Origin of the sequence: Myxococcus sp. AS-1-15, from assembly GCF_020037055.1 — a bacterium.
Taxonomy (GTDB): Bacteria; Myxococcota; Myxococcia; order Myxococcales; family Myxococcaceae; genus Myxococcus; species Myxococcus fulvus.
Window position 1 is genome coordinate 237,836 of the sequence record NZ_JAIQDF010000003.1, and the last position, 25,713, is coordinate 263,548.

The window sequence follows — 25,713 nt, forward strand, 5'->3', positions numbered from 1 at the left end:
CGGACGGAGGCGGGACCGCGGTGACTCGCGGTCCCGCTCAGAACAGGCGTGAGTAGGTGGGCCTCGCGTCCGGCCGCGGCGTCCATCGCCGGCCGTCGCGAGGAAGCCAGAGCAGGTGGAAGCGCTCCGCGGGCCCTTCGTAGCGCACCGGGTGCTCGCCGCGCTCGAGCACAAGCTCCGCCTGCGTCACCCGCTGGCCGTCGATGAACAGCGCGCCCGTCTCGAGCACGGACGCGGGCTCGACGAAGTAGCGACCCTGACGCACGGCGAGGAAGCGGTCCTCCAGCCTGTCCCCGTTCTTCACGTCGTACCGCTGGCCCCAGAGGAACAGGTCCCCGTCGTACGGCTGGTAGTGCGTGTCGAGGAACCCGCGCAGCCCGGGCGGCAACCCGGACGTCCGCAGGTCATCCACGCGCAGCACGCAGCCCTTCTCCATCAGCGCCTCGGGCACCTCGCGCGCCAGCTGGTCCGGGATGGCGCCGCGCAGGTACGCGTCCGTGTAGAAGTAGAAGTGCGCGTGTGGCCGGCTCACGTAGCCACCGGAGTTGTCGTAGGCCACGTCCTCGGGCCCCGTGAGCGTGGCGATGCGCCCCAGCACCTCCCGCTGTCTGGCATTGCCGTCCCCGTCGAGCAGGGACTCCAGTCGCCACACCTGCAGGCAGACCAGCGCTCCCAATGCCACACCCAGCGCCACCCTCGCGCGCACGTGCTCGACGAGGAAGCCCACCCCACGCGCCATGAACGGCGCGAGCACGCCCAGCCAGGGCAGCAGGCTGTACGGGAAGGGCGCGCGCTGGAGCGCGTACGAGCCGAACGTCGCCACCACCGCGAGCAGCAACGGCAGGTCCGCGTCCGCCCAGCGCTCGGGGCCGGTGCTCCACCACCGCCTCACCGTCGCCGCCACGCCCAGCCCCGCCAGGCCGAAGAGCCACGGCTGCTCACGCAAGACCGGCCCCAGGTAGTCCCACGGCGAGAAGCCGGGATAGTGACGCTGGTGCTCGGCGGCCCACACGAAGCACCATTGCCACCACGCGCTCCACGACGCCGTCGCCGTGAGGTACGCCGCCACCGCCGCGAGCCCCACGCCCGCGCCCGCCAGGAACATCCCCGGCTGCGTCACCAGCGCGGGTGCACGTCCGCGCCGAACCATCAGGTCCACCGCGAGCGCCGCGCCCACCACCCCGCCGAAGAACAGCACCTTCTGCGAGGCCCACAGCGCGGCCACGTACGCCAGCCCCGCCACGAAGCCTGGCCACCGCGTCCCCGGCCGCACCGACAGCGCCGCGAGCACGCCCAGGAACAGCGCCGTGGATAGCGCATCCGGACGAATCTCCGTGGCGAAGCGCGTGAAGGGCACGCACGAGAGCAGCAGCAGCGGCCCCAGCCAGCGCACGACCGGGCCCTCGCGCCGGTTCAGCACCGCCACCGCGACACAGCTCCCCAACAGCGGCACCAGCATGGCCGCGCGCAACGCGAGCACGCCCCTGGGCGAGTCCCCCAGCAGCCAGAACAGCGGCGCCAGCGCCTGGTACACGAGCGGGAAGTGCACCTCGAAGAAGTCCCGGTAGGGCACCTGCCCCTTCGAGACGAGCCACGCCGCATGGGCATACTGGAACTCGTCGATGCTGAAGGCCTTGTGCAAGGCCAGCCGCGCGGCCAGCACCCCCAACCCCAGGAGTCCCAGCCCAAGTCCCACGCGCGTCCACCGTGCGTCCGTCATCGGCCGCCCTCTTACCCCGAATCCCTCCCACCTCCTGGGGTGGTCCTGACCGCATGAACCGAGCATCAACTTTTGATAGTAGGGAACTATTTTGACCCAGTTGTGCATCCCGCTCTTTCCGTGTATCTCGTCTTTACCCTGTGAGCTTCAAGGGGAGCGGGCCGCCCCCTCATCCCGTGACGACACCTCCAGGTCGGGGCGGCCCGCGTCATTTCGCAGAGGGGGAATCACCACATGTCTCAGCACCAGCCGTGGGGCGCCAGGCGCTCCGCGATTGCTCGTTCATGTCTTGGGGCCGTTGGAGCCGTGGCGTTGGTCTGGGGAGCCGTCGCGCCGGGGAGCGCGCAGGCCGCCCTCCAATATCCACCGATGGACCTCAACGCACACTGCGTCCAGCGCTATGGCTCGGGAGCGTTCGCCACGCTGACCGCGAACAATGCCTATGGCTGGTCTTGCTACAAGAATGGCCAGTACCTGGGAATGGACCTCAACCAGGCGTGCCAGACGCAGCACACGAATGGCTTCCAGGCCGCGTACCGCAACTTCAACGACGCCTATTCCTGGTACTGCCAGCTGCGCGCGAACTACACGTCGCAGAAGGGGCAGGTCCACTCGCTCTTCGTGTGGAAGGGGCAGTACGTCGCCCTGCGCACGCCGGACACCACCACCTGTGACGTGAATCGCATCAGCCTGCTGGTGGATGGGTTCGACCGGGGCTACCTCTTCTACAGCGACGTCACGGGCCGCACGCCCTCGCTGTTCCGCAACTACCAGGGCCTGGACAGCATGGCGGTGCTGCCGTCCGGCTACGTGACGGGCTGCCCGAGCGCGTCGGACCCGGCCTGCGGTGAGATTGCCCAGACGGGCATCGAGTTCAAGTACGACCTGTACAACGCGAACATCTGCACCGACGCCGCGCTGAGCCTGCACAACCAGGTGGGCTTCTACGAGCTGGGCCGCAACTTCTGGTTCTACAGCGGCCAGCTCTCGTCCACGAACAGCAACTACGCCCACGCGATGACGACGGGCTACGCGGTGCTGATGCGGTTCCTGTCCATGGAGTACACGGGGCTCGCCGTCTCCTCGAGCCACTCCACCCTCCACACCAACGTGAAGAAGCTGGTGGACACGTACGCGTCCGCCACGGTGGCGTGCGGCACGGCGGGGGCCACCAGCACGCCCACGCCCTCGAACAGCTCGCTCTGCTACAAGCACGACTGGACGAACACGCTCCTGGCCAACCAGGGCCTCAACGGGCTGGGGACCACGGACCTGTTCGCGTCCTTCGTGATGCGCCTCAAGCGCCAGCACAACTGGGCCTTCGTCTTCCAGCTCTGGCGCAAGGTGGGCGCGCTGAGCAGCGTGACGAGCCCGTACTCCTCGGCGGACAACTTCGTGCTCGCCGCCAGCCGCGCGGCGAACGTCAACCTGTCCGACGTGTTCGCGGACGCGTGGCGGTGGCCGCTGAGCAGCTCCATCCGCATCACCCTGCAGAACGAGTTCGGCAACCCGGTGAGCGCCGCGCCGTACCTGGTCCCGGACCCCTGAGGTCCAGCGGTGGGCGGTGCGTCTCGCCGCTCACCGGTCCAGTCGACGACGGGAGCGGGCGCGCGCGGCCTCCAGCGCCGAGTCCACGCCGCCCTCCCCTGATGGTTTCGCCCCGGAGGTGTCTGTCTTCGGCTCCGGGGTGCTCGAAGTGGACGTGGGCGACTCCAAGGCGCCCCGTGTGCTGTCGGGTGCGGGCATCGTCACGCCGGGAGCGGCCCCTCTCGGCGTGGCGGTGCCCTGTGACGTCGCGGTGGCCACGCGCTGCCGGGGCGCGGAGAGGAAGCGCCTCACGGCCACCTCGGAGAGCAACACCAGCATCGCCAGCGAGATGAGCCAGGGCGCCAGCGCGAGCTGGCCCTCGGACTCGGGGGCCTCGGCGAAGAGGCCCGTCATGGACAGCCGCTCCACGCCTCCGCCCACGGCGGCGAGGGCGCGCAATAGCTCCAGTCCCTCCTTCGGACTTCCTGGCTCGAACTCCGGGGCGTATGGCAGCGCGACGGGCGGTGCCCTCAAGGCGCGCGTGCCCACGCGGACCACCGGGTGCCACGTGCCGCTCCCCTCCAGCGGGAGCTCCGCCACCAGCCGGTCGTCGTCCTCCCAGCGCATGGGGACCTCCACCGGCTCCGACTTGCCATCGCCCGCGAGCAACATCATCGAGGGCAGCGTGCCGGGCAGCGGCGCCTCGGGAGGCAGGTCCAGCGTCACCCGCAGGAGGTGTCCGCGGCGCTCGGAGCGCACCACCGCCTCGCCCAGCGGAGACGCGCCCGCCAGCGTCCAGCGCACCATCGCCTCCAGCGTCGCGCGCAGCGAGGCCCACTGGCGCAGCTCTCCGGTGAACGGGCCGTCGACCTCGGCGGTGAAGGCCACGGTGCGGCCCGCGCCTCGGGGCCACATCGCGAGGACCGGGGCCGCGTGGGTGTCGAGCGTGCGCAGCGCCACGTTGGCTTGAGGGCGCAGGTACGTGAGGTTGTAGCCGCCCACCTGGGGCAGGCCCTCGGAGGGGAGCCGGCCCAGGAGCGGCAGGTCGGGCGCGGCCTCCATCGACACGGGCTCGTCGATGAACGTGGCCCGGGCGACCGCGAGCGTCTCCTGGCTGAAGATGCGCGGAAGGCTCATCGCATCCTCGGCGAAGTAGATGCGCCCGCCGCCGCGCTGGGCGACTTCCATGAGGAGCTTGGCGTCGGAGTCCTTCGGTGTGCCCAGGCCGATGACCGACACCGTCACCGACTTGGATTGGAGCTCCTCGAGCGTGCGCCGGAAGTCGTCGGGCTCCTCGGAGTCGGCCGCGTCAGAGAAAAGCAGCACGTGGCGCGTGGCCTTGTCGCTCTGGAGGATTTGCTTGCGGCCGGAACGCAGCGCCTCGCCCACGTAGATGCCGCCGCCTCCGCTGAAGCCCTGGGCGACCTTGTCGAAGGGCAGGCCCGCCTGGACCGAGCGCAGCGGGAAGATTTCGTGGGTCTCCGTGTCGATCATGTGCACGGAGGCCTCGTCCTGGGGGTTGAGCAGCGAGAGCGCGGCGACGACGCCCTCGGCGGCGACCTCCATCTTGGTGCGTCCGTCGGGCACGGTGACGCCCATGGAGCACGAGCAGTCCATCAGGATGCTGATGGCGATGGAGGCGCGGCGGACCTCCTCGCGCATCTCCAGCGACACGGGGAGCAGGGGCTCGATGGGCGAGCGACGGTAGCCGCCCTCGCCGAAGCTCTCGCGTCCGCCGGTCATCACGAGCCCGCCGCCGGCCTGCTCCACGTAGGACGCGAGCGCGTTGAGGCCCGGTTCGCCGAGCAGGTTCGCGTCCACGTTCTCGAGCACCACGCTGCCCACGCCGTCCAGGTCATCGAGGGACAGGCGGAAGGGGGCGCGGACATCGACGAGCAGGCCCGTGGCCTGGAGCGCCTGCGCGAGCGTGCCCTTGGGTTGGTGGGTGAGCAGCAGCACGCGGCCCGGGCCCTCGACGCGCAGCACCGCGAGGCCCTTGTCGTTCTCCACCACGCCGTCGCCGGGGACCTCCACGGTGAGCTGGTAGCGCGCGAGGCCGGGCTCCTCGATGAGGTCCCTGAGCGGCAGCACGTTGGGGCCGGGCAGGAAGTCGAAGGGACCTTTCACGAGCACGCGGCCGTTGCGCTCCAGGCGCACGGTGCCGGTGACGGCCGCCGAGGCGTACACCTGGGCGGAGAACTGGAAGGGCTCGCGCGCGGCCACGACGGTGGGCACGTCGAGCGAGACGACGGCGACGTCCAGCGCGGGCTCGGGCCGGGCGAGCTGTCGCCAGTCCACGGCGATGCCTCGGGCCGCGAGCCTGCGCGCCGCGCCTCGTGCATCCGTGCCGGTGGCGCGACCATCGGAGAGGACGAGCACGCGGCCGGTGCGCTCTTGCGGGATGAGGACATTGGCGGCGTCGAGCGCGGCGGACAGGTCCGACGCCTCGGCGTCCAACGGTCGGCTGAAGCCACCGAAAGCGCCGACCGAAGACAGGGGCTGTTCCACCCGGGCCTCGCGGCCGAAGGTGATGACGCCCACGCGGTCGCCCGGACGCCGCTGGGATTCCAGGTGCGAGACGAGCTCCTGGGCCGTGCGGTCCACGTCGCGAGGCATGGACGCGGAGCGGTCCACCACGACGACCACGTCACTGCCCGCGTCCTCGCGGCGGCAGCTCGGGCCGGACAGCGCGCCGACCACCAGCACGAGCAGCGTGGCGCGCAGCCACATCGGCGGACCGGGCCTGCGGCCGTACTTCCACAGGAAGAGGCCGAGCGGGATGAGCAGCATCCACGCCTGCGGGAGCGCGAAGGTCATGACACCCGCCTCGTGACATAGAAGTCGCCCATCAGCGCGAGCAGGAGCAGCACCAGCGGCCAGCGCATCCGCTCGGAGGCCCCCGCTGCATCCTCGTCCTCACCGGACTCACGCGGGGGGATGTCCACGCTGCCGCGCCCGCGCAGGTCCGACTCGCGCGCATCCATCGTCAGCACCACCGCGGCGTCGACGACTTCACCGTCGCGCTCCAGTTCGTAGCGTCCAGGCGAGGAAGGCGGAGGCAGGCTCACCGCGCCCGCGCCGAACACGGGCTTCTCCCCCTCCGGCCCCACCAGCGTGTAGCGCTCGCCGGGCAGCGTCACCACCTGGAGCGGCTCGCCCAGCGAGAGCTGCCTTCGCGCGAAGCCCTCCCGCGAGCGACGCGCCTCGCGCACCACGTTGCCCAGTAACACCGGCCACGCGGACACACGCTGAACATTGGAGCGGGCCAGGTCCACGTTGAGGTGCACACGTCCGTCCTCTCCCTCCGACACCAGCACCGCTTCCCCCGCGGTGATGAGCGGACGCCCGGGCGGGTTCTCCCCCGCGGACCAACGCACACCCGCGAGCTGCACGTCGTCGAGCAAGGGGTGCCCCTTCTCGGAGAAGAACGGACCCACGAAGGTCCGGGGCTTACCCGTCGCCCCCACGGTCACCCGTGCATCCGTGCCTTGCGGACCGATGAGCAACACGTCCTCCGCCGCGGCCTCGCGCGACAGGTCCGGGATGGCCGAGACGAAGCGCTCCAGCGCGCCCCGCTCCAGCGGCCCCAGCCCCTGCGCCAGGCGCACCGCGAGCGGCCGCGCCGACGACACGGGCAGCTTCGCCCGGTTGTCCTCCGGCAGTGCGTCCGGAGCGATGAAGACGCTCACCTCGCCCGCGTCCTGGAACGTGACGCGCACCGTGGCCGTCTCCCCATCCTTGAACGACACCGTCTCCGCGCGCGACGTCCCCTGCTTCGCGCCCGCCCCAGGCTGCGCGGTCATCCGCACCGACACCGAGTCCGGCCCCACACCGAAGCGCGCCACCCGCAGCGTCACCGTCGACGTACCGCCTTCGTCCTTCCGCTGCGCGGAGACGAGCGCCACGTTGTCGCGCGCCGTGCCCAGCGCTGTCCACCGCACCGGCGCGGGCACCACGAGCCCCTCGGCCGGCGGCGCATCGGTGAAGAAGTCCACGTGCTTGCCCGGCCCCGCGAGTTCCTGTGCCCACAACAACGTGGGGATGGGGTCATGGTCCGCGCCCAGCGCATTGAAGGACTCCAGCGCGGCCAACGCCCGCGAAGGCTCCGCCTCCGGCCCCGCGAGCACTCGGGGCGTCATGCCCGTCGCCAGCACTGTCACCCGCGTGGCCTTCGCGGTCTCCACCCGACGCGCGGCCTCGCGGCGCACCAACTCCAGCACCGTCACGTTGTCCGGCCCCCGCGCGGACATGGACAGGCTCCCATCCACCACGAGCACCAGGTGTCGGCTCCGAGCCGACTCACCCAGTCGCACGTCCGCCAGATACAGCGCCGCGGCGATGACCGCGAGCACCTCCAGCAGCAGCGACACCTCCCGCGTGAAGCGCTCCCAGCGAGGCCCCGCCTCGGCGCGAGGGCTCGGCGTACGCCACAGGAACAGCGCGCTCACCACCACCGGCTTCTGCCGCCGCCGCAGGAAGTACGCCGCCACCAACGGCACCAGCGCGCCCAGGGCCAGCAAGCCCCACGGGAAGCCGAAGCTCACGCGCCACCTCCCGCCACGAAGAGCGGATGCAGCGGCCCCGCCACCAGCGCGGCCAGCGACTCCGTGGCAGGCGCCGTCACCAACAGCCCACGCGCACGCAGCGCCGCGCCCCGCAGCAATCTCTGATGCTCCTCGAAGCGCCGCGCATATGCCGCCAGCACGTCCTCCGTCAGCAGCTCCTCCAACGCCGCGCCGCTCTCCGAGTCCACCAACCTGGCGCCCTCACCTCCCGAAGGCGAAAGGTCCTCCTCATCCAACACCTGCACCAGGAAGCACCCCGCCGCCCCACGCGTCAGCCGGGACACCAGCGCGGGCAGGTCCGCCTCGAACAGGAAGTCACTCACCACCACGCGCAGCCCACAGGGCCGGGGCGGAGGCAGTCGCCCCAGCGCCGTCGCCAGGTCATCCCGCGCGTCGAACTCGAGCGCCCGCAGCACCGCCCGACACCCCGCCCCCTGCATCCGCTCCGCGCGGACCGCCGTGGTCAGCAGCGTCGGGCTCAACCCCTGCCGCGCCGCCACCTCGCACACCAGCAGCGCCAGCTCCTTCGCGCACGCGGCCTTGCGCGGCGACAGCGCCATGGAGCGAGAGCCATCCACCACCACCTCCACCCGGGGCGACACCTCGTCCTGCCGCACCCGGAGGATGAGCTCATCGGTCCGCGCCACCGCGTTCCAGTCGAGCTGCCGCAGGTCATCTCCCGGCTGATACGCCCGGAAGTCATGCAGCTCCAACGAGCTGCCCATCGACGACGCGCGCACCTCGCCCACCCGGCCCCGGTGCGGCCCTCGCGGCAGCGCCAGCGCGAGCCCCGGGGCCAGCCGCCCCACCGCCGCTTCGTCCATGGGAGCGGGCCCGCTCACAGCCGATGGGCCCGCTTCTCACGCTCGGTCAGCACCCGGTCGGCCAGGAACGCGCACAGCAGCGCCAGCCCGCCCAGGAAGCCCACCATGGCCCAGGACATCTCGGGCAGCCCCGTGGAGTAGTCATGCGACGAGAAGTTGGCCACCCCCACCACCGGGTTCAGGAGGTTGATCAACGAATCGCCCGCCTCCAGCCCCACCACCTCCGCGAAGAGCGGCGGCAGGCCCGCGGCCATACCCACCGTCGCCACGAAGAGCAGCCGCACCGCCGCGGGCGAGGAGAACCGGTCCGACTTCGACATCCGCCCCAACAGCAACGCCAGCGACAGGTAGAGGACCGAGTACGCCGGCATCACCGCCATCACCATGCGGAACGGCTCGCTGCGCGACGAGGTGTGCTCGGAGAAGAGCGCCGCCAGGAACCACGCGACGTTCCAGCCCACCAACAGCAACACCGCCAGCCGGAAGCCCCGCAGCGCCCCCGGCCGCATCAGCGACCAGGGGCCCGTGTCCGCTCGCAGCGCGCGCGCCTGTCCATCCACGTCCGAGGCCATGAACAGGCTCACCAGCGTCAGGTGCACCGTCCCCAGCGTGGCGAACACCTCCGTCACCACGTGCTTCTTGTCATCCACCCACCAGAGCACCAGGCCCGCGAGCAGGGCCACCCCCATCTGCGCCGCCACCGCCCGACGCGGGCCGCGCGTGTAGTCCTCCGTGGACAAGGACAGCCGCGACGCGGCCACCTCGAACAACAGCCACCCGTCCAGGAGCATCAACCCCAGACAGATGCTCATCGCGAGCAACACCCCGTCCGTGTGCAGCAGCCGGTCCGCCGCGTCCGTCAGCGCGCTGGCGATGCCGAGCGCCATCGCGAACGCGAGGCCCAACGCGCCCAGCACCACGAAGTGCACCAGGCCCCGCCCCATCCGGCTGTCCGCCAGCGTCGCCGCGCACACCGCCACCACCGTGAGGAACACGAGCCACGCCGCGCTCAACCCCAACACCACCAGGATGGTCGGCAGCGCGATGCCGTTGAGGTAGTAGCTGAAGAGCAGGAAGGGCCCCACCGCCGAGGCATACAGCGCCGCCTGCACCAGGAACGACAGCACCTTGCCCCGTAGAATCCTCCGAGGCCCCAGCCCCGTGAGCACCAGCAGCACCCACGTGTCGTCCTCGCGCTCCCGCGCCAGCGAGCGGTACGCGCTGTACGGAATCACGAAGAAGTGCACCACCGCCAGGCACACGAAGAACGCGAAGAAGTACGTCTGCCCGAACTGGGAGAACGCCGCGTCCCGCGTCTGCACGAAGGCCACCAGCGCCAGCACCACGCACGACAGCAGCATCAACCCGAAGCACGCCCAGAAGATGCGCGTGCGGAAGCCCTGACGGACCTCCTTCACCACCAGCGGGTTGAGCCGATCCCCCCACCGCGCCTGGAAGCCGCCGCCGCTCGCGGACACCGCGCCACCGGTCGGCTCCGCCACGGGCGCCCCCGAGGTCGTCTCCATGGGCGCGCTCACGCGAGCCTCCCCTTCGTCACCGTCATGAAGGCATCCTCGAGGTTGCGCTCACGCATGCCGAACGCGCACACCGGCAGGCCCGCCGTCACCAGCACCGCCAGGAGCGCCGCCGACGCCACGTCCGCGCCCGTGCCGGGCTCCAGCTCCAGACTCACCCGCAGGGACTCGCCCTCCTTCGACACCCGCGACACCCGGGGCTGCTCCAGCAGGAGCCGCTCCGCGCGCGACCACGCACCTTCCGACTCCGGCCCCGCCGCCAGGCGCACCGTCAGCTCCACCGAGGCGAGGTTCGTGTCCTGCTGGAGCAGGTCCTCCACCTTGCCCGTGGCCAGCAGGCGCCCCTGCTCGATGATGGCGCACGTGTCGCAGATTTCAGCCAGCTCCGTGAGGATGTGGCTGGAGATGATGACCGCCTTGCCCTGGTCCGCCAGCGCCCGCAGCAGCTCGCGCAGCTCGATGCGCGCCCGGGGGTCCAGGCCATCCGCCGGCTCGTCCAACAAGAGCAGCCGCGGGTCGTGCAACAGCGTGCGCCCCAACGCCACGCGCTGCCGCATTCCCTTGGACAGCGCGGTGGTGAGCTTGTCCGCGAGCGGCCCCAGCCCCGTGAAGCCCATCACCGACTCCACGCGCTGGCGCCGCTTCGCGCCCGTCAGCCCATAGGCGCGCGCGAAGAAGTCCAGGAACTCGAAGACGGTGACGTCGTCATAGGTGCCATACCGGTCCGGCATGTAGCCGATGAGCGGCCGCACCTTGTCCGGCGTGTCCACCAGTGAGTGGCCCCCGAGCAGCACCTCGCCGGACGTGGGTGCGTCCAGCGTCGCCAGGATGCGCAGCGTGGTGCTCTTGCCCGCGCCGTTCGGACCGATGAACCCCAGGATGCTGCCCGCCTCCAGTTGGAAGGACACGTCGTCCACCGCCCGCAGGGCGCCGTAGTCGCGCCTGAGGCCCTTCACCTCCAGCAACGCGCTCATGGCCTCACCTCGCCCCGAATCAGATGCACGCTCGCCTCCACCTCCGCGCTCAAGGCGCTGGTGGGCAACGGGCCCGGGCCACTCGTGCGCACGACGAACTCCTTGTCCTTCAGCTCCCTGCGGAAGAGCGGCAGCGCGGCCTGCAGGCGGTACTGGGCCGAGGAGGGCATGCCCACCTCCACCAGGGTGTCCGCCGCGTTGGCCTGCGAGGGCCCCGGGTCCGGCTCCGCGGCCCCCAGCGCGCCCTCCTCGCCATCCGCCAGCCGGGGCAGCCGGCGCACCTGACCGTTCCAGCGCAGGACGCCTTCCTCCACGACGACGCCCAGCGCGTTCTGGACCTTGGGTTCTCCGCCCGTCTCCACCAGCACCAGTCGGGCGCGCGAGGGGACCACCGCGAGCTCTCCCCACTCGCGATAGGTGCGCGGTGGCAGGAAGCCATCTCCCACGGTGAGCCCGCCCGTCCAGTCCAGGTCGGCCATCAGGTCCTCCGTGTCGTGCGGAGCGATGAGCACGCTCGACGAGGGCAGACGCAGCGGCTCGGGTGACAGGTTCGCGTACCAGCCCGACAACCCCACCGTCACCGCGCGGGCCCGGGCGCCATCCAGGTACGTCAGGCTGTAGCGTGCCGTGTGCACCGCGAAGCCGTCCACCAGCACGGACCAGGCGATGAGCACCAGGCACGTCACCAGCGACACGGCGGGCACCGCGATGAGCACCGCCACCGGGCCCCGGCGCTTCGTCAGCCACCAGGCCCCGGGCCCCACCAGCAGCGCGAACGCCGTCATCAGGAGCAGGAACGGCCCCACCGGCGCGCGGGCGGTGCCCAGCAGCGGCGCCTCGTCGTCACCGAACGACACCTTCGACGCCCACCGCGAGCGCAGCCCCTGCGGGCGCGTCTTGCCCCGGTTGTCATCCGTGAGGGTCGACAGCTCCGACTGAATCTTGTGCCGACACGTGGCCGCGGAGTTGTCGCAGGTCCACACGCCGCCGAAGGCGTAGGGCCCGTCCTGGAGCGGGACGGACTGGAGCAGCTGCAGCCGCTCGCGCAAGTCCCTCGGAGGGTTGGCGACGACGAGCCGGCCTCCCGACAGCGCATAGGACTCCAGCACGGCCCACACATCCGCGGGGACCTTCGTCGCCGTCTCGGTGAGGACCACCATCTCGAAGCCCGCGTAGGCCGCCAGCTCGCGCGGCGCCTCTTGCGCGTCGATGAAGCGCACGGAGAACAGCGGGTCCTCCTGCTCCGGCGTCTTGGTCAGGCCCGTGACGGCCTCGAAGGACTCGCTGTTGCCCACCACCAGCACGGGCTCGAAGCGGTCGTTGTCGGGGAACAGGTGCTCGGTGATGGGCGGCAGGCCGGGGACCTCGACGGTCAGCGCGCCGGAGTGCCAGGCCACGGGCGCCATCAACCAGGTGACGAGCCGCTGGCGAGGCGCCAGCTCCACGGTGCGCTCGACGGCGTGCGTGACGTCGCCGTAGGAGGGTCGGAAGGACAGGTGCACCGGGTGCGGCTGGGCGTCGCCGTTGTGGAGGGTCACCTCCGCCGCCCAGTAGCCGCGCTGGGGCTTGAGCGAGCCCCGGCGCACCGTGACGCGCAGGTAGTCCTGGGCGAGCGAGTCCACCGAGCCGCTCGCATCGCGGTAGCCGGTAGGCGCCTTCACGGCCGTGGCGGCGGTGGCGACGTCCACGGGAGCGGCCGCCTCGACGACCGGCGGCGGGGTCCCCAGGAGCAGCCACACCGACAGCACCACGACGCTAGTCACGCGGCACCTCGGGCACGGCCTGCAGCAGCGCGCCCACCACGTCCGACGCGGACACCTTCTCCAGCGAGGCCTCGTACGCGAGCACCAGCCGGTGGTTGAGCGCGGCGGGGGCGGCGGCCACCACGTCGTCGAAGCCGACGTTGGGCCGGCCGTGCATCAAGGCCCGCGCGCGTCCGGCCGCCGCGAGCGCGAGCGCGGCGCGGGGGCTCGCGCCATAACGCACGAAGCGGCGGACGGCCTCGGGCGCGGAGGCCTGGCGCGGGTCGCTCGCCTCCACCAGCCGCCCGATGAAGTCCGCCACCGGGCCGGGCAGGTGGACGCGGTCCACGGCGGCAAACAGGCGCGCGAGCCCGTCCGCGTCGAGCACGGGGGACAGCTCCGGCGGCGCGCCGCGCACGCGCGTGGTGAGCAGCGCGCGCAGCGTCTTGGCGCCCACGGGGGGCACCTGGATGCGGAAGAGGAAGCGGTCGAGCTGGGCCTCGGGCAGGGGATAGGTGCCCTCCAGCTCGATGGGGTTCTGCGTGGCGAGCACGAAGAACGGGTCCGGCAGCGCGCGCGTCTGGCCGAGCACCGTCACGCGGCGCTCCTGCATGGCCTCCAGCAGCGCGGCCTGCGTCTTCGGGCTGGAGCGGTTGATTTCATCCGCGAGCACGAGGCTGGCGAACAGCGGGCCCTCGCGGAAGACGAAGTCGCGGCGGCCCTCGCCCTCCAGCACGTAGGTGCCGGTGATGTCGCCGGGCAGGAGGTCCGGGGTGAACTGGATGCGGCGGAAGGGCAGCGCGAGCAGCTTCGCCAGCGACTTGCACAGCTCCGTCTTGCCCAGGCCGGGCAGGCCCTCGAGCAGCACGTGTCCGCGCGCGAGCACCGCCATGACGACCTGCTCGACGACGGTCTGCTGGTCCAGCATGACGGTGTCGAGCCGGGCCTTGAGCTGGTTCGCCACCTCCGCCGCCCCCTGCGCCTCGGCGGGACTGAGAAGTTCCGCTGCCACGTGTGTTCTCCCCTTCCGGACTACTCTCCACCAAAGTACCGCTTCACGAGGTCGCGGTTGCGCGGCAGCAGCGGCTGTCCGCCGGTCCCCGCCGCCGCGTCGCCCTGAGCGCTGGTCCCCTGACCGCGCGCCGCGCCCCGGGCCCCCGTGCCTCGCCGAGGGTCCGCCGCCTCGAGCCCCCACAGCTCACCGGCCTCGCCGCCGTGTCCCTCCGGAAGCGGCTCGAACGCGAGCCGGTCCGGGTCCATCTCCGCCGCGCCCCCGAAGACGAGCGGATTCGAGCCGCCCCCTTCCGAGGGAGCCCCCGAGCCCGCGCCCTGGCGCACCGCACGGCTCGCGTGGCCCTGGCTGTTGCCGCGCCCGCCGCCCTGGCCTTCGCCGCCCTCCTGCCCCTCGCCGCCTTCCTGCCCTTCACCGCCCTCCTGCCCCTCGCCGCCTTGTCCCTGGCCCGATTGCTGGCGATTTCCTTCCTGCCGCCCACTCGAGCCTTGTCGAGGACGCGAGCGTTGACTGCGGGCCTGCGCGCCCTGCCCCTCACGCGGCTCGAAGCGCTGGGCGAGCGACTGCCTTCGACGCTCCAGCGACTGGCGCAGTTCCGAGATCTGGTCCACCGAACCGGAGGACTGGGCACGCGCCTGCTCCTGGCGCGAAGCGCCCTGCTGACCTTCGCTCGGATTGCCGCCTTGCTGTCCCGCGTTCGCCTGGCCCTGCTCGCCGCCCTGTTGTCCCGCGTTCGCCTGGCCCTGCTCACCGCCCTGTTGCCCCGAGTTCGACGCGCCCTGCTCGCCGCCCTGTTGTCCGGAGTTCGAGGCGCCCTGCTCCGAGCCCTGCTGCCCGTTCTCGGAGCCCTCTTGCGCCGAGCCCTCCGCGCCCGCGGACTGGAGCGCCATGAGCGCGCGCTCGAGGGCCTCGCGCTCACGGGACGCGGACTCCGCGCCCCCCGCGGCGCCGAGCGCATCCTCCAGCTCACGCGCGGCCTCGGAGGCCTGGGCCAGCTCGGCGGCGGCCTCGGCGGCGCGCTCGGCGAGTCGACGCTCCATCGAGTCGGCGGCCTCCCAGTCACCCGAGTCGAAGCGGCCCGAAGCGACCTCCTCGGACAGGCGACGCAGCTCGTCCTCCACGGCCTCGCCCAGGGGCTCCTCGCGGGCCAGGGCCTCGGCCTGTGCCTTCACCGCGTCCACCTTCGCCGCGGCGGCGGCATGGACACCCCGGGACGCGCGCGGTGCGGGCAACGGCATCAGGAAGCCAATGAGGGCGAACACCAGCGCGCCGGCGAGCGCCGCCACGGGGCGCCGCCACTTCAGCTGCGGAGGCTTCACCTCGCGGGCGAGCTGATTGACGGAGAGCTCCCACTCCCCCACGGGGCGCTCCAGCCGGGTGAGCAGCAACCCGCCCGCGTTGGCCGAGCGGTCCGCGAGCACGGCCGCATGCTCGAGCGAGACATGGCGCGCGCGGGCACGTCGCCACCACCATGCGAGGCCCGCGAGCACGAGCGGCGGCAGGGCCCAGACGCACTGCTGGCGCAACAGGAGCCGGGCCAGCACGCAGGCGGTGCTGGTGGCCCAGAGGGGAGCGAGGCCGGCCTCCGCCCACGCGAGGGCATTGAGGCGTCGCTGGACGCGGCGCACCGGAGCAAGCACCAGAGCCTGGAGGCGGCGTTCTTCGCTGGCGGCCATGAGGAAGGACCAGTGTCGGACACTCGGGGTGCCCGGACAAGCCGCTCGGTGTCGAGCGTCGGCGGGGGCAGGTGGGCGGCGTTCGTGTCGACCTGAACGGTCGCCTGCTCTCGAAGGACGGGAAAACACCCGGGCACTGCCCTGAACTGAACGGGGGGCGACAAGGTGGGCTTTGCCTCCCGCCGCGACGCGCTGTCGGAATGCGACGCATCGCGAAGCATCCGCTTTCCGGGGGGAATCCATGTCGACGCGAGAGACGAAATCGAACGAGGTGCGCCAGCCGCGCAAGGACTTCAGCGAGACGGCGTGCAGGGCCCGAGGCAACGAGGTGGCTCGGCGCACCGCGCGCTCGCGCTCGGCGCCGGAGTTGTTCGGACCGGCGGAGCAGCTCCAGGTCCCGGGCGAGCTCACGGCCTTCGTTCCGATGGAGGCACAGCCGGAGCCGTCATGGCGTCCGGGCATGGGCGTGATTCCGTACGACGGCGGCGCGACGTTCCGCGTGTGGGCGCCGCATGCGCAGCGCGTACAGGTGGTGGGGGACTTCAGTCACTGGCACGCGGTGGAGCTGGCGCGCGAGCCCTCGGGCAACTTCTCCCGGGACATCCAGGGGGCGTACAACGGACAGCAGTACCAGTACATCGTGCAGGGCCGTTATGGCGACTGGCGCTGGCGCAACGACCCGAGGGCCGCGGACGTCACGCACTCCACGGGCAACAGCGTCATCCTGGACCACCGTGACTTCGTGTGGCGGTACGACGGGCACTTCCAGATGCCCGCGCGGCACGAGGCGGTCATCTACGAGCTGCACATCGGCACGTTCCACGACTCACCGGGCTGGGGGCCGGGGCACTGGTTGAGCGCCATCGACAAGCTCGACTACCTGAGGGATTTGGGCGTGAACCTGGTGGAGCTGATGCCCTCGGCGGAGTTCGCGGGGGACTTCTCGTGGGGCTACAACCCGACGTTCCCGTTCGCGCCGGAGAGCACGTATGGCGCGCCGAACGACCTGAAGCGCTTCGTGGACGAGGCGCACCGGCGCGGCATCGGCGTCATCATGGACGTGGTCTACAACCACCTGGGGCCCAGTGACTTGCCGCACTGGGACTTCGATGGAGAGACGTTCGGCCGAGGGGGCGTGTACTTCTACGCGGACTGGCGCGCGAGCACGCCGTGGGGGGACACGCGTCCGGACTACGGGCGTCACGAGGTGCGCGACTACCTGCGTGACAACGCGCTGATGTGGCTGCGCGAGTACCACATGGATGGCTTGCGCGTGGACGCGACGAAGGAGATTCGCACCACGAGCGGCGTGGACAATCCGGCGGGCTGGGACCTGCTGCGCTCGATTACGGAGGCGGTGAAGCGCGAGTTCCCGTGGAAGCTGCTCATCGCGGAGGACATGGCGGCGGACCCGGCGGTGACGCATCCGCAGGGGGCGGGGTTCGACGCGCAGTGGGACGCGGCCTTCGTGCACCCGGTGCGCGCCGCGCTCACGGCGCCGTTCGACGAGTGGCGGGACTTGAGCGCGGTCCGGGACGCGCTGTACTTCCGCTACAACGGCCAGTCGATGCAGCGGGTCATCTTCACGGAGAGCCACGACGAGGTGGCGAACGGCCGCAGCCGGTTGCCCACGGAGGTGTCGCCGTACAACCCCGGGGACGTGCTGGCGAAGAAGAAGGCGTTGCTGGGCGCGGCGCTGACGCTGACGGCGCCGGGGATTCCGATGTTGTTCATGGGGCAGGAGTTCCTGGAGGACGGGCACTTCGATGATGGGGACCCGCTGGACTGGAACAAGTCGGACTGGTTCGGGGGAATCCTCCAGGCGCATCGGGACCTCATCCGCCTGCGGCGCAACTGGCACGACACGAGCGCGGGGCTGCGGGGCGAGGGCGTCAACGTCTTCCACCTGAACCACGACGACAAGGTGCTCGCGTTCCACCGGTGGCAGCACGGGGGAGCGGGTGACGACGTGGTGGTCATCGTGAACCTGGGGCACCGGACGTTCAGCGGGTACGAGCTGGGCCTGCCCTCGGATGGACTGTGGCGGGTGCGGTTCAACAGCGACTGGCAGGGCTACTCCCCGGACTTCGGTGGCACGCACGTGCACGACTTCTGGAGCACGTGGGGAGAGCGGGATGGAATGCCCGCGCGCGGAGCTGTGTCCCTGGGCGCGTACAGCGCGGTGATTCTCTCCAGGGACCGCTGGTAGCCTGCGGGCGGATGCTGCTCGCCCGACCTCCTGACCTCGCGCCTCGCGCTCCGTGGCCGGACATGCCCCTGGTGGTGTGGCCGGCCGCGCTCGCCATGTGGGGCCCCGGGGACATGTCGTCGAAGCACGCCCACCACGCGATGCACCTCATGCTGTGCCGCACGGGCACGCTCTCCATCCGAGTGGACTCGGCCAGGAAGGACACGCGCGCGGCCGGAGTCCTCGTGGGGCCCGATGTCCCACACGCGCTCGATGCCCGAGGCACGGAGGTCGTCCTCCTCTTCGTCGAGCCCGAGAGCCATGACGGTCTGCGCCTCCGCGCGTCCCTCACCGAATCCGTCCGACTCTTCGACGAGGCCGCGCGCGACGCCCTGCTCGCCAGTCTGCCGCGCGCGGGGCCCATTCCCCACGCGGACATCGGCCCGTGGATGGAGTCCACGCTGGAAGCCCTCGCCGGCCCCAGCACCACCAGCGCCCCTCGCATGCACCCGCGCGTGCGCAAGCTCCTGCGCCACCTGCGCGCCGACCCCGCTCCCGAGGACACCTCCCTCGAAGCGCTCGCCGAGGTCGCCGGCCTGTCCTCCGGCCGCCTGATGCACGCCTTCACCGAGTCCACCGGCGTGCCCCTGCGCCCCTATCTCCTCTGGCTCCGACTCCAGCGCGCCGCCGGCGCCATCGCCTCCGGACGCACCGCCGGAGAGGCCGCGCACGCCGCCGGCTTCTCCGACTCCGCCCACCTGACGCGCACCTTCCGGCGCATGTTCGGCACCACGCCCTCCTTCCTCCAACGTCGCAGCCAGTTCGTTCAAGCCCAGGCCAGGGCCCCCGACGCATCTTGAGCAGCGTCAGGCCGGGACCCCTCCCGACCTTCCGCGCCAGGAGCCTCGCCGTGTCCTTCGCCCTCGTGCTGCTCTCGTTCTTCGCCCTCTTCCACCTGCCCCCGCTGCGCAGGCTGCCCGCGCTCTCCACCCCCGCGAGCCGCGCCGCCGTGGCCGCGGGCCTCTTCTTCATCGGCGCCGGCGTCATGCACTTCCTCATGCCCGCGCGCTACGACGCGATGATTCCGCCGCAGCTCCCCTCACCCCGCTTCTGGACGCTCCTGTCCGGCGTGCTCGAAGTCGCAGGCGGCGTGGGCCTCCTCCTCCCGCGCACCCGAAAGCTCGCGGCACTCGGCCTCATCGCGCTGCTCGTCGCCATCCTCCCCGCGAACCTCCACGAGGCCTCGGCCAACTCCGCCTCACATGTACTGCCCTTCCCGGACTGGTACTTCTGGCTGCGCCTCCCCTTCCAGCTCGTCTACATCGCCTGGGTGGCGTGGGCCGGTGGACTGTTGCCCTCCCAAAGCCGTGCGAGGCGCGCCATGGCTGGTTAGGCTCGCCGCCCCATGAACTTCCGTCATCTTGGTCGCAGCGGTCTGGCCGTCAGTGAAATCTCCTTCGGCAACTGGCTCACGCACGGCTCCCAGGTGGAAGAAGAGGCCGCGCTCGCGTGCGTGAAGGCCGCGCAGGACGTGGGCATCACCACGTTCGACACCGCCGACGTCTACGCGAGCACCCGCGCCGAGTCCGTCCTCGGCCGCGCCCTCAAGGGCCAGCGCCGCGCCGGCTACGAGCTGTTCACCAAGGTCTACTGGCCCACCGGCCCCGGGAAGAACGACTGGGGCCTGTCGCGCAAGCACATCATGGAGTCCATCCACGGCTCGCTCACCCGCCTCCAGACGGACTACGTGGACCTCTATCAGGCCCACCGCTTCGACACCGCCACGCCGCTCGAGGAGACGATGCTCGCCTTCGCCGACATCGTCCGTCAGGGCAAGGCCCTCTACATCGGCGTCTCCGAGTGGACCGGCGAGCAGATCCGCCAGGGCGCGAAGCTCGCCCGCGAGCTGAAGATTCCCTTCGTCTCCAGCCAGCCCCAGTACTCCATGCTCTGGCGCGTCATCGAGGCAGACGTCATCCCCGCGTCCCTCGACGAGGGCCTCGGTCAGATTGTCTGGTCCCCCATGGCCATGGGCGTGCTCACCGGCAAGTACCTCCCCGGCAAGCCGCCGCCCGCGGGCAGCCGCGCCACCGACCCCACCGGCTCGCGCTTCATCGCGCGCTTCCTCAAGGAGGACGTGCTCACCCGCGTGCAGAACCTCAAGCCGCTCGCGCAAGAGGCCGGCCTCACCATGGCCCAGCTCGCCGTCGCCTGGGTGCTCCAGAACAAGGGCGTCTCCTCCGCCATCATCGGCGCCTCCCGCCCCGAGCAGGTCCACGACACCGTGAAGGCCGCCGGCGTGAAGCTGGAGCCCGAGCTGATGCGCCGCATCGACGACGTGCTCGGCCCCGTCATCGAGCGCAACCCCGCCCTCACCGACGTGCCGGACCGCAAGATTTGAAGCCCCACGCGACGCGCCGGGTCTCCACGTGAGCCCGGCGTGCTCGCGCCGCTGCACCCCGTCGCCGCGCCGCCCTATACTCGCGCCCAGGTCCTTCTCCTGGAGGTGGCGTGTGCGTTGGTTCGTAATCTCCGCAATCCTGTTCGCGTCGAGCGCGTCCGCGCAGACGCCCGAGTGCAAGGCGGCGAAGAAGGAGTACGTCGAGCGCGAGGGTCAGCTCACCACCCTGAAGCAGGCTCGCAAGGACATGCGCGAGGTGCTCGTCGCCGCCAAGAAGGGCCGCGCCCACAGCCGCGCGCTCGACGCGCTGGAGAAGGCCGACGACGCCATGGAAGACGCCGTCAAGCGCGCCACCTCCGAGCAGGCCCAGCGCGACAAGCTGACCAAGGAGATCTGCAAGTAGGCCCTCGACCCGGGGGCGCTTTTCGCCCCTGGGTTTCTTTTGCCTTTCGGCTGCGCGAAGGGGCATTCAAGGGGCGAGCCACTCGGAGCATCTTCACTGCATGGATCCACTCTTCAAGGCCCAGGCCATCGGCATGCTGCTGCTCTGGATTCCGCTGCTCGCGGGATTCTTCGTGGGCCGGTGGGTGTACCCGAAGTTGCTGCGCCTACTCCCCGCCGTCCTGCCCCTCGCCCGCTCGCGCTCGTCGACCTTCATGACGCTCGTGAACGTCACCCTGTTCGCCACGGCCATGGTGCTCACCACGGGCATGCTCGCGGCGAAGACGCTCGTGTGGCTCCAGGGTCTGACCTTCCTGCCCGTCACGCCCACCGCCAACTGGGTGCGCGCCCTCTCCTGGCTCGCCGCCTTCTTCTGCGGCTACCACGCGGCGCCGCTGTTCGGACGCGCCGCCCTCGAGAACATCGACATGCACGAGCCCGCGCCCCTCCCCGCGCTCCCCGGCCCCCGCAAGCAGCCATCCAGTTGGTGGGTGCTCGTCATGCTGTGCTTCATCCTCGCGGCCGGCGGGGGACTGGCCGCGGTGGCCATCGGCCTGCAGAAGGAGGGCTTCCTGCGGACCTCGGACGTGGGAGACCTGGCCGAGCTCGCCTCCGTCCAGGAGCAGCTCCGACCGCTCGAGGCCTGCGGCATCGAATACAAGCGGTGGGACGCCAAGGGCCGCAACAGGTACCCCAAAGCCGTCTCCATGCAGGACTGCGACAGCAACACCCACGGCATCCTCCGCATCGAGGTGCCCCAGACCTGGCTGGAGCAGGGCGTCGGCTTCACCATGCAGCGGGGTTCGACGTCGGAGCCCTGGGAGATCCTCGTCGACAAGGACGCGGTGCCCTTCCCCGCGCTCAAGGAGGCCCTGGAGACCTTCGCCCCCATCATCGCCGCCGAGTACCCGGACAAGCTGCGCCAGGAACTCAAGAGCGAGGCCGCGTACCGCCGGAACCTGGAGGAGTACCGGCGCCAGCGCGACGCACCGAAGCCGAGCGCGAAGTCGTCCTATCCCGAGTGACGCCAGGCGCTCAGCGCCGGCAGTCTGGATGCGCCGCCGCGTGGAGGCGCTCGTACTCCGCATGGGTGATGTCGCCCGCGAAGAGCGTCATCGCGACTTCGCCCCACGTCCCGCGCCAGTCGCCTGGCATCCGCAACGGATTGAAGCTCGAGAGCATGCCGGGGGGCGGAGGAGGGGGCGTCATCATGAGATACGCGTCCCCCAGGGGGTGCGGCGGGAGCGCCCGCGCGAGCACGCGCCGCTGGAGCTCCTCGAAGGCGATGTCCCCGCGCTTGTACGCCGCCGAGTCCGCCAACGCCGCGGAGTAGTCCGCGCTGCCCTCGGGAATCCGCGGGTCGCGCGTCGACACATCGGGCTCCGGAGGCATGTGCGGCCGGGGCGGCGGCGGGACGGAGCGCCAGGAATCGTCATCGGGCGGCTTGTTCGACATGCGGGAGTCCTCCAGGAGGAAGGCTCCCGACTGTCCCTCAAGTCCCCGCCGTCGGGGAAGTCTGTCGTCGCCGCGACGCTCCTCCTGCCCTCCGGGGACGTGCGAGTCCTTGCAAGGACAGACGCCGAACCCTTCACCTGTCCAACCGGCCACAGCCCCCCGAGCCTCGGGCCTCGGCCCGCGCACGCGATGGTTAGCTGCCCTTCGACCACCCACCACCCGCCGAGGAGCCCCATGCGCTTGTGTCTGTCTTTGTCGAGCCTCGCCTGCGCCCTCTTCCTGTCCCTCACGGGAACCGCCCACGCCCAGAGCGCCGCACCCCCACCCCCGGAGACGGCGAAACCCGTCGAGCCGCCCCAGGCCCCACAGGGCGCCGCGGCCCTGGCGTCCCCCTTCCCTCCCGCCTTCCCCGGCCAGACCAACGGCCCCGTCGTCGTTTCGCAGACGCGTTACAAAGTCACCACCATTGCAAGTGGCTTCAACTACCCCTGGGCCATCGCCTTCCTCCCGGACGGGCGGATGCTGGTGACGGAGAAGCCCACCGGGAAGCTCTACATCGTCACACAGCAGGGCGCGAAGTCCGCGCCCGTGGCGGGCCTGCCGCCCGTGGACGGCCGGGGCCAGGGAGGCCTGATGGACGTGGAGGTGGGCCCCGACTACGCGCAGAGCCGCTACATCTACTGGAGCTATTACGAGCCGCGCGAGGCGGGCAACGGCCGGCCCACCGCGGGCAACGGCCTGGCCGTCGCGCGAGGCAAGCTGGTGGACGGCCCCCAGCCGCGCATCGAGGCCCTGCAAATCATCTTCCGAATGAAGCCCACGCTGGACTCGACGCTGCACGCGGGCGGGCGCATCGTGTTCCACCCGGACGGCACCCTGTTCGTCACGCTGGGCGAGCGCTCCATCCTCCCCGGCCGCGTCCAGGCCCGACAGCTCAACAGCCACTTCGGCAAGATCGTCCGCATCTTCCCCGACGGCACCGTCCCCTCGAACAACCCCTTCTACAACCAGGTCGGCGCCCGCTCGGAGATCTTCTCCCTGGGCCACCGCAACATCCTGGCCGCCGCGCTCGACTCACGCGGCCGGCTCTGGGAGGCGGAGATGGGCCCGTTGGGCGGCGACGAGCTCAACCTGGTGGAGCGCGGCAAGGACTACGGCTGGCCCACCATCGGCTACGGCACCGAGTACTCCGGAGCCCCCATCCACCAGTCCGGCCAGGGCCCGGGCATGGAGCAACCCGTTTACTTCTGGAACCCGGTGGTATCTCCATCCGGGATGACCATCTACTCGGGGAGCCTGTTCCCTGAGTGGCAGGGCAACATCTTCATCGGGGCGCTGTCGGGGCACGCGCTCATCCGGCTCGTCCTCCAGGATGACCGGGTGGTGGGCGAGGAGCGGCTCAAGCCCGCCAACAACGCGCGGGTGCGCGAGGTGGTCCAGGGCCCCGAGGGCGCGCTGTACCTGCTCACCGACGACCCGAACGGCCGCCTGCTCAAGATGACACCCCAATGAAGGTGCCGGACCCACGCGGACCAGCACTCCGAGTCCGCGTGGGGAGACGGGCCTGAAAAGGGGCGGACGGCCGGGCAACAAATGTGTTTCCAGTCGTGGCCCGAGGGCCCGGGAAGCGGACAAACCGGCTGATCCATTTGACTTTCAGGGCGGACGGAGAAACAGATGGGCGCATGACGCTCCCCCCCATCCTCCTGGCCCAGTCAGGGCATTCCGAGCTCGGCTGGCTCAGCAGCAAGCTGCTCGGCGTCACGCTCACGTCCGCCGAGTGGGTCCTCTGGATTCTCGTCGTCCTCTCGGTGCTCTCCATCGCCATCATGCTGGAGCGCGCGGTGTACTTCGCCCGCCACCGGCTGCCGGACTCGGAGGCGCTCGCGGTGCGGCTCGCGAAGGGCGACTTCGATGCGGGGCGCAAGGCCATCGAGGGCAAGACGGGCATGGAGGCCGCCGTCATTCGCGAGGCGCTCGCCGCCAGCGCGCAGGGCGCCGACACCGTGGAGCAGGTCATCGCCTCCACCGTCGCGCGCGAGCGTCCCCAGTACGAGCGCTTCCTGTCCTTCCTGGGCACGCTGGGCAACAACGCGCCGTTCATCGGTCTGTTCGGCACCGTGCTCGGCATCATCAAGGCGTTCAATGATTTGGGCGCCAGCAACGTGAAGGGCGCGGCCATCCAGCAGACCGTCATGGCCGGCATCTCCGAGGCGCTCGTCGCCACGGCGGTGGGCCTGGCCGTCGCGATTCCCGCCGTCGTCGCCTTCAACATCTTCAACCGTCAGTTGAAGACGGTCACCAGCCGCACCAACGCCCTGGGCCACGCGCTCGTCGGCAGCATGCGCGCCTCGGGTCGCACGCCGGACACGGCCGCCCGGGCCGCGGAGGTCCGCTAGGCCATGGCGGGCGGCGCGCAGGACAACGAAGAGGAGATCACCGGCATCAACGTCACGCCGCTGGTGGACGTGGTGCTGGTGCTGCTCATCATCTTCATGGTGACGGCGAACTTCATCGTCCGCGAGACGGTGGAGGTGGACCTGCCCCGCGCGGCCAACGGCGGCGAGACGGTGCAGGGCCTGGTCAACGTGGTGCTCGACAAGGAGGGCAAGCTCTACTTCGACGGCGCGCAGGTGACGGAGCCGGAGCTGACCACCAAGGTCGCGGAGGCGGTGGCCAAGGACAAGGACACGCGCGCCATCATCAGCGCCGACCAGACCATCGCCTACGGTCAGGTGATGCGCCTCATCGACACGGTGAAGGGCCAGGGCATCGCGAAGTTCGCCCTCAACATCGAGAAGGACGTGGCCCCCGCGGCCGCGCCCGCCACTCCCTGACGGCACGACCCAGCACATGAGCCAGGCGGTCCTCCAAGACAACTCCTTTCCCCGCCGCGAGCGCTCGCTCGTGTTCGTGGGCGCCTTCCTGCTCGTGTCGCTGGTGCTGCACGGCGTGGGCTTCTGGTACCTGAGCCACATGGCGGACCGGCCCCGGCCGGTGGTGCAGCGCCCCGTGGAGTTGGTCATGGTGGAGGTACAGAAGCCCCCTCCGCCGCCGCCTCCCGAGGAGAAGAAGGAGGAGCCCAAGCCGCCTCCGCCCAAGCCCAAGCCGGTCAAGCCGCCGCCCATCAAGGTCGCGGAGACCAAGCCCCAGCCGCCTCCGCCCGAGCAGGCCCCGCCGCCGCCCAACGAGCCGCCGCCGCCCACGCCGCAGGCCAAGCCGCCGCCGCTCGTGGTGGGCATGACGATGTCGTCCACCACCAGCGCCGGCTCGTTCGCCGCGCCCGTGGGCAACACGTCCTACGGCAAGGTGGACAGCACCGCGAAGGACCCCAAGGACGTGAAGGGGTACTCGGCGCCCAAGTACACGCCCATCTACCAGGTGGACTCCGAGCCCACCGTGGCCTCCGAGGTGAAGGTCCCCTACCCGGAGGAGGCGCGCCGCGCCGGCATCGAGGGCACGGTGACGCTGTCCATCACCATCGACAACGAGGGCCGCGTCGTCTCCGCCAAGGTGCTCTCCGGCCCGGGCTACGGCCTCAACGAGGCGGCCCGCGACGCCATCAAGCGCTTCCGCTTCAAGCCCGCCATCAAGGGCGGTGAGGCGGTCTCCACGGAGATGAAGTACTCGTACACGTTCCTGCTGGACTGAAG

General features: G+C 71.0%; 21 protein-coding genes. 11 read left to right on the forward strand and 10 right to left on the reverse strand.

Annotated features, from left to right (window positions below; genetic code table 11):
• Window positions 1-37 precede the first annotated feature (37 nt).
• Window positions 38-1,720 (reverse strand): hypothetical protein, encoded by a 1,683-nt coding sequence (locus tag K8625_RS10430; RefSeq protein ID WP_223782621.1) that lies wholly within the window; start codon window positions 1,718-1,720, stop codon window positions 38-40.
• A gap of 369 nt (window positions 1,721-2,089) precedes the next feature.
• On the opposite strand from K8625_RS10430, the gene K8625_RS10435 reads away from it, so the two are divergent.
• Window positions 2,090-3,268: a calcium-binding protein gene (locus K8625_RS10435; RefSeq protein ID WP_223782622.1), complete on the forward strand. Its 1,179-nt coding sequence runs from the start codon at window positions 2,090-2,092 to the stop codon at window positions 3,266-3,268.
• Window positions 3,269-3,298: 30 nt separating this feature from the next.
• Here the strand turns inward: K8625_RS10435 and K8625_RS10440 are convergent, their stop codons facing one another.
• Genes K8625_RS10440 through K8625_RS10475 form a run of 8 tightly spaced genes read right to left on the reverse strand, consistent with a single transcriptional unit; the run spans window position 3,299 to window position 15,575 of the window.
• Window positions 3,299-6,064 (reverse strand): VWA domain-containing protein, encoded by a 2,766-nt coding sequence (locus tag K8625_RS10440; protein WP_223782623.1) that lies wholly within the window; start codon window positions 6,062-6,064, stop codon window positions 3,299-3,301.
• A complete protein-coding gene (locus K8625_RS44150; protein ID WP_223782624.1) occupies window positions 6,061-7,791 on the reverse strand; it encodes a BatA and WFA domain-containing protein in 1,731 nt (576 codons plus the stop codon). The genes K8625_RS10440 and K8625_RS44150 overlap by 4 nt, the downstream gene beginning before the upstream one ends.
• A complete protein-coding gene (locus tag K8625_RS10450; RefSeq protein WP_223782625.1) occupies window positions 7,788-8,636 on the reverse strand; it encodes a DUF58 domain-containing protein in 849 nt (282 codons plus the stop codon). The genes K8625_RS44150 and K8625_RS10450 overlap by 4 nt, the downstream gene beginning before the upstream one ends.
• 14 nt (window positions 8,637-8,650) lie before the next feature.
• Window positions 8,651-10,174: an ABC transporter permease gene (locus K8625_RS10455; protein ID WP_223782626.1), complete on the reverse strand. Its 1,524-nt coding sequence runs from the start codon at window positions 10,172-10,174 to the stop codon at window positions 8,651-8,653.
• A complete protein-coding gene (locus K8625_RS10460; RefSeq protein WP_223782627.1) occupies window positions 10,171-11,145 on the reverse strand; it encodes an ABC transporter ATP-binding protein in 975 nt (324 codons plus the stop codon). The genes K8625_RS10455 and K8625_RS10460 overlap by 4 nt, the downstream gene beginning before the upstream one ends.
• Window positions 11,142-12,908 carry a hypothetical protein gene (locus K8625_RS10465; protein ID WP_223782628.1) on the reverse strand — a complete coding sequence of 589 codons (1,767 nt, stop codon included), beginning with the start codon at window positions 12,906-12,908 and terminating at the stop codon, window positions 11,142-11,144. Before K8625_RS10465 ends, K8625_RS10460 begins: the two co-directional genes overlap by 4 nt.
• A complete protein-coding gene (locus tag K8625_RS10470) occupies window positions 12,901-13,899 on the reverse strand; it encodes a MoxR family ATPase (protein WP_223747035.1) in 999 nt (332 codons plus the stop codon). Before K8625_RS10470 ends, K8625_RS10465 begins: the two co-directional genes overlap by 8 nt.
• 20 nt (window positions 13,900-13,919) lie before the next feature.
• Complete coding sequence (locus K8625_RS10475; protein ID WP_223747034.1) at window positions 13,920-15,575, reverse strand: hypothetical protein; 1,656 nt, start codon at window positions 15,573-15,575, stop codon at window positions 13,920-13,922.
• 241 nt (window positions 15,576-15,816) lie between these two features.
• Here K8625_RS10475 and K8625_RS10480 point away from each other — a divergent pair, with 241 nt between their 5' ends.
• The 6 genes from K8625_RS10480 to K8625_RS10505 all read left to right on the forward strand — a co-directional run bounded on the left by K8625_RS10480 (window position 15,817) and on the right by K8625_RS10505 (window position 21,630).
• Window positions 15,817-17,784 carry an alpha-amylase family glycosyl hydrolase gene (locus tag K8625_RS10480; protein WP_223782629.1) on the forward strand — a complete coding sequence of 656 codons (1,968 nt, stop codon included), beginning with the start codon at window positions 15,817-15,819 and terminating at the stop codon, window positions 17,782-17,784.
• A 62-nt stretch (window positions 17,785-17,846) separates the two neighbouring features.
• A complete protein-coding gene (locus tag K8625_RS10485; RefSeq protein WP_223782630.1) occupies window positions 17,847-18,623 on the forward strand; it encodes an AraC family transcriptional regulator in 777 nt (258 codons plus the stop codon).
• A 50-nt stretch (window positions 18,624-18,673) separates the two neighbouring features.
• On the forward strand, window positions 18,674-19,156 hold the full coding sequence (locus K8625_RS10490) for a DoxX family membrane protein (protein WP_223782631.1): 483 nt from the start codon (window positions 18,674-18,676) through the stop codon (window positions 19,154-19,156).
• A gap of 12 nt (window positions 19,157-19,168) precedes the next feature.
• Complete coding sequence (locus K8625_RS10495; protein ID WP_141331099.1) at window positions 19,169-20,164, forward strand: aldo/keto reductase family protein; 996 nt, start codon at window positions 19,169-19,171, stop codon at window positions 20,162-20,164.
• 112 nt (window positions 20,165-20,276) lie between these two features.
• The gene (locus K8625_RS10500; protein WP_046716308.1) at window positions 20,277-20,567 is read left to right on the forward strand and encodes a hypothetical protein; all 291 of its coding nucleotides are present in this window, start codon (window positions 20,277-20,279) and stop codon (window positions 20,565-20,567) included.
• 100 nt (window positions 20,568-20,667) lie between these two features.
• On the forward strand, window positions 20,668-21,630 hold the full coding sequence (locus K8625_RS10505) for a hypothetical protein (protein WP_223782632.1): 963 nt from the start codon (window positions 20,668-20,670) through the stop codon (window positions 21,628-21,630).
• Between the two features lie 10 nt (window positions 21,631-21,640).
• Here K8625_RS10505 and K8625_RS10510 read toward each other — a convergent pair whose 3' ends face one another.
• Window positions 21,641-22,060: a hypothetical protein gene (locus K8625_RS10510; protein WP_223782633.1), complete on the reverse strand. Its 420-nt coding sequence runs from the start codon at window positions 22,058-22,060 to the stop codon at window positions 21,641-21,643.
• Between the two features lie 234 nt (window positions 22,061-22,294).
• Here K8625_RS10510 and K8625_RS10515 point away from each other — a divergent pair, with 234 nt between their 5' ends.
• From K8625_RS10515 to K8625_RS10530, 4 genes are all read left to right on the forward strand, one after another.
• Window positions 22,295-23,572, forward strand: a complete 1,278-nt coding sequence (locus K8625_RS10515) for a PQQ-dependent sugar dehydrogenase (RefSeq protein ID WP_223782634.1) — start codon at window positions 22,295-22,297, stop codon at window positions 23,570-23,572.
• 173 nt (window positions 23,573-23,745) lie between these two features.
• Complete coding sequence (locus K8625_RS10520; protein WP_046716312.1) at window positions 23,746-24,459, forward strand: MotA/TolQ/ExbB proton channel family protein; 714 nt, start codon at window positions 23,746-23,748, stop codon at window positions 24,457-24,459.
• A 3-nt stretch (window positions 24,460-24,462) separates the two neighbouring features.
• The gene (locus K8625_RS10525) at window positions 24,463-24,897 is read left to right on the forward strand and encodes a biopolymer transporter ExbD (RefSeq protein WP_141333310.1); all 435 of its coding nucleotides are present in this window, start codon (window positions 24,463-24,465) and stop codon (window positions 24,895-24,897) included.
• A gap of 16 nt (window positions 24,898-24,913) precedes the next feature.
• Entirely contained in the window at window positions 24,914-25,711 is a 798-nt protein-coding gene (locus tag K8625_RS10530) for an energy transducer TonB (protein ID WP_223782635.1), read from the forward strand.
• The last annotated feature ends 2 nt before the right edge of the window (window positions 25,712-25,713 follow it).

Bases quoted from the DNA above. Each gene is read 5' to 3' on its own strand.
- K8625_RS10515 (WP_223782634.1), top strand. From the start codon at position 22,295: ATGCGCTTGTGTCTGTCTTTGTCGAGCCTCGCCTGCGCCCTCTTCCTG.
- K8625_RS10520 (WP_046716312.1), top strand. From the start codon at position 23,746: ATGACGCTCCCCCCCATCCTCCTGGCCCAGTCAGGGCATTCCGAGCTC.
- K8625_RS10475 (WP_223747034.1), bottom strand. From the start codon at position 15,575: ATGGCCGCCAGCGAAGAACGCCGCCTCCAGGCTCTGGTGCTTGCTCCG.
- K8625_RS10450 (WP_223782625.1), bottom strand. From the start codon at position 8,636: ATGGACGAAGCGGCGGTGGGGCGGCTGGCCCCGGGGCTCGCGCTGGCG.
- K8625_RS10435 (WP_223782622.1), top strand. From the start codon at position 2,090: ATGGACCTCAACGCACACTGCGTCCAGCGCTATGGCTCGGGAGCGTTC.
- K8625_RS10510 (WP_223782633.1), bottom strand. From the start codon at position 22,060: ATGTCGAACAAGCCGCCCGATGACGATTCCTGGCGCTCCGTCCCGCCG.
- K8625_RS10480 (WP_223782629.1), top strand. From the start codon at position 15,817: ATGTCGACGCGAGAGACGAAATCGAACGAGGTGCGCCAGCCGCGCAAG.
- K8625_RS10430 (WP_223782621.1), bottom strand. From the start codon at position 1,720: ATGACGGACGCACGGTGGACGCGCGTGGGACTTGGGCTGGGACTCCTG.
- K8625_RS10495 (WP_141331099.1), top strand. From the start codon at position 19,169: ATGAACTTCCGTCATCTTGGTCGCAGCGGTCTGGCCGTCAGTGAAATC.
- K8625_RS10460 (WP_223782627.1), bottom strand. From the start codon at position 11,145: ATGAGCGCGTTGCTGGAGGTGAAGGGCCTCAGGCGCGACTACGGCGCC.
- K8625_RS10440 (WP_223782623.1), bottom strand. From the start codon at position 6,064: ATGACCTTCGCGCTCCCGCAGGCGTGGATGCTGCTCATCCCGCTCGGC.
- K8625_RS10525 (WP_141333310.1), top strand. From the start codon at position 24,463: ATGGCGGGCGGCGCGCAGGACAACGAAGAGGAGATCACCGGCATCAAC.
- K8625_RS10530 (WP_223782635.1), top strand. From the start codon at position 24,914: ATGAGCCAGGCGGTCCTCCAAGACAACTCCTTTCCCCGCCGCGAGCGC.
- K8625_RS10485 (WP_223782630.1), top strand. From the start codon at position 17,847: ATGCCCCTGGTGGTGTGGCCGGCCGCGCTCGCCATGTGGGGCCCCGGG.
- K8625_RS10505 (WP_223782632.1), top strand. From the start codon at position 20,668: ATGGATCCACTCTTCAAGGCCCAGGCCATCGGCATGCTGCTGCTCTGG.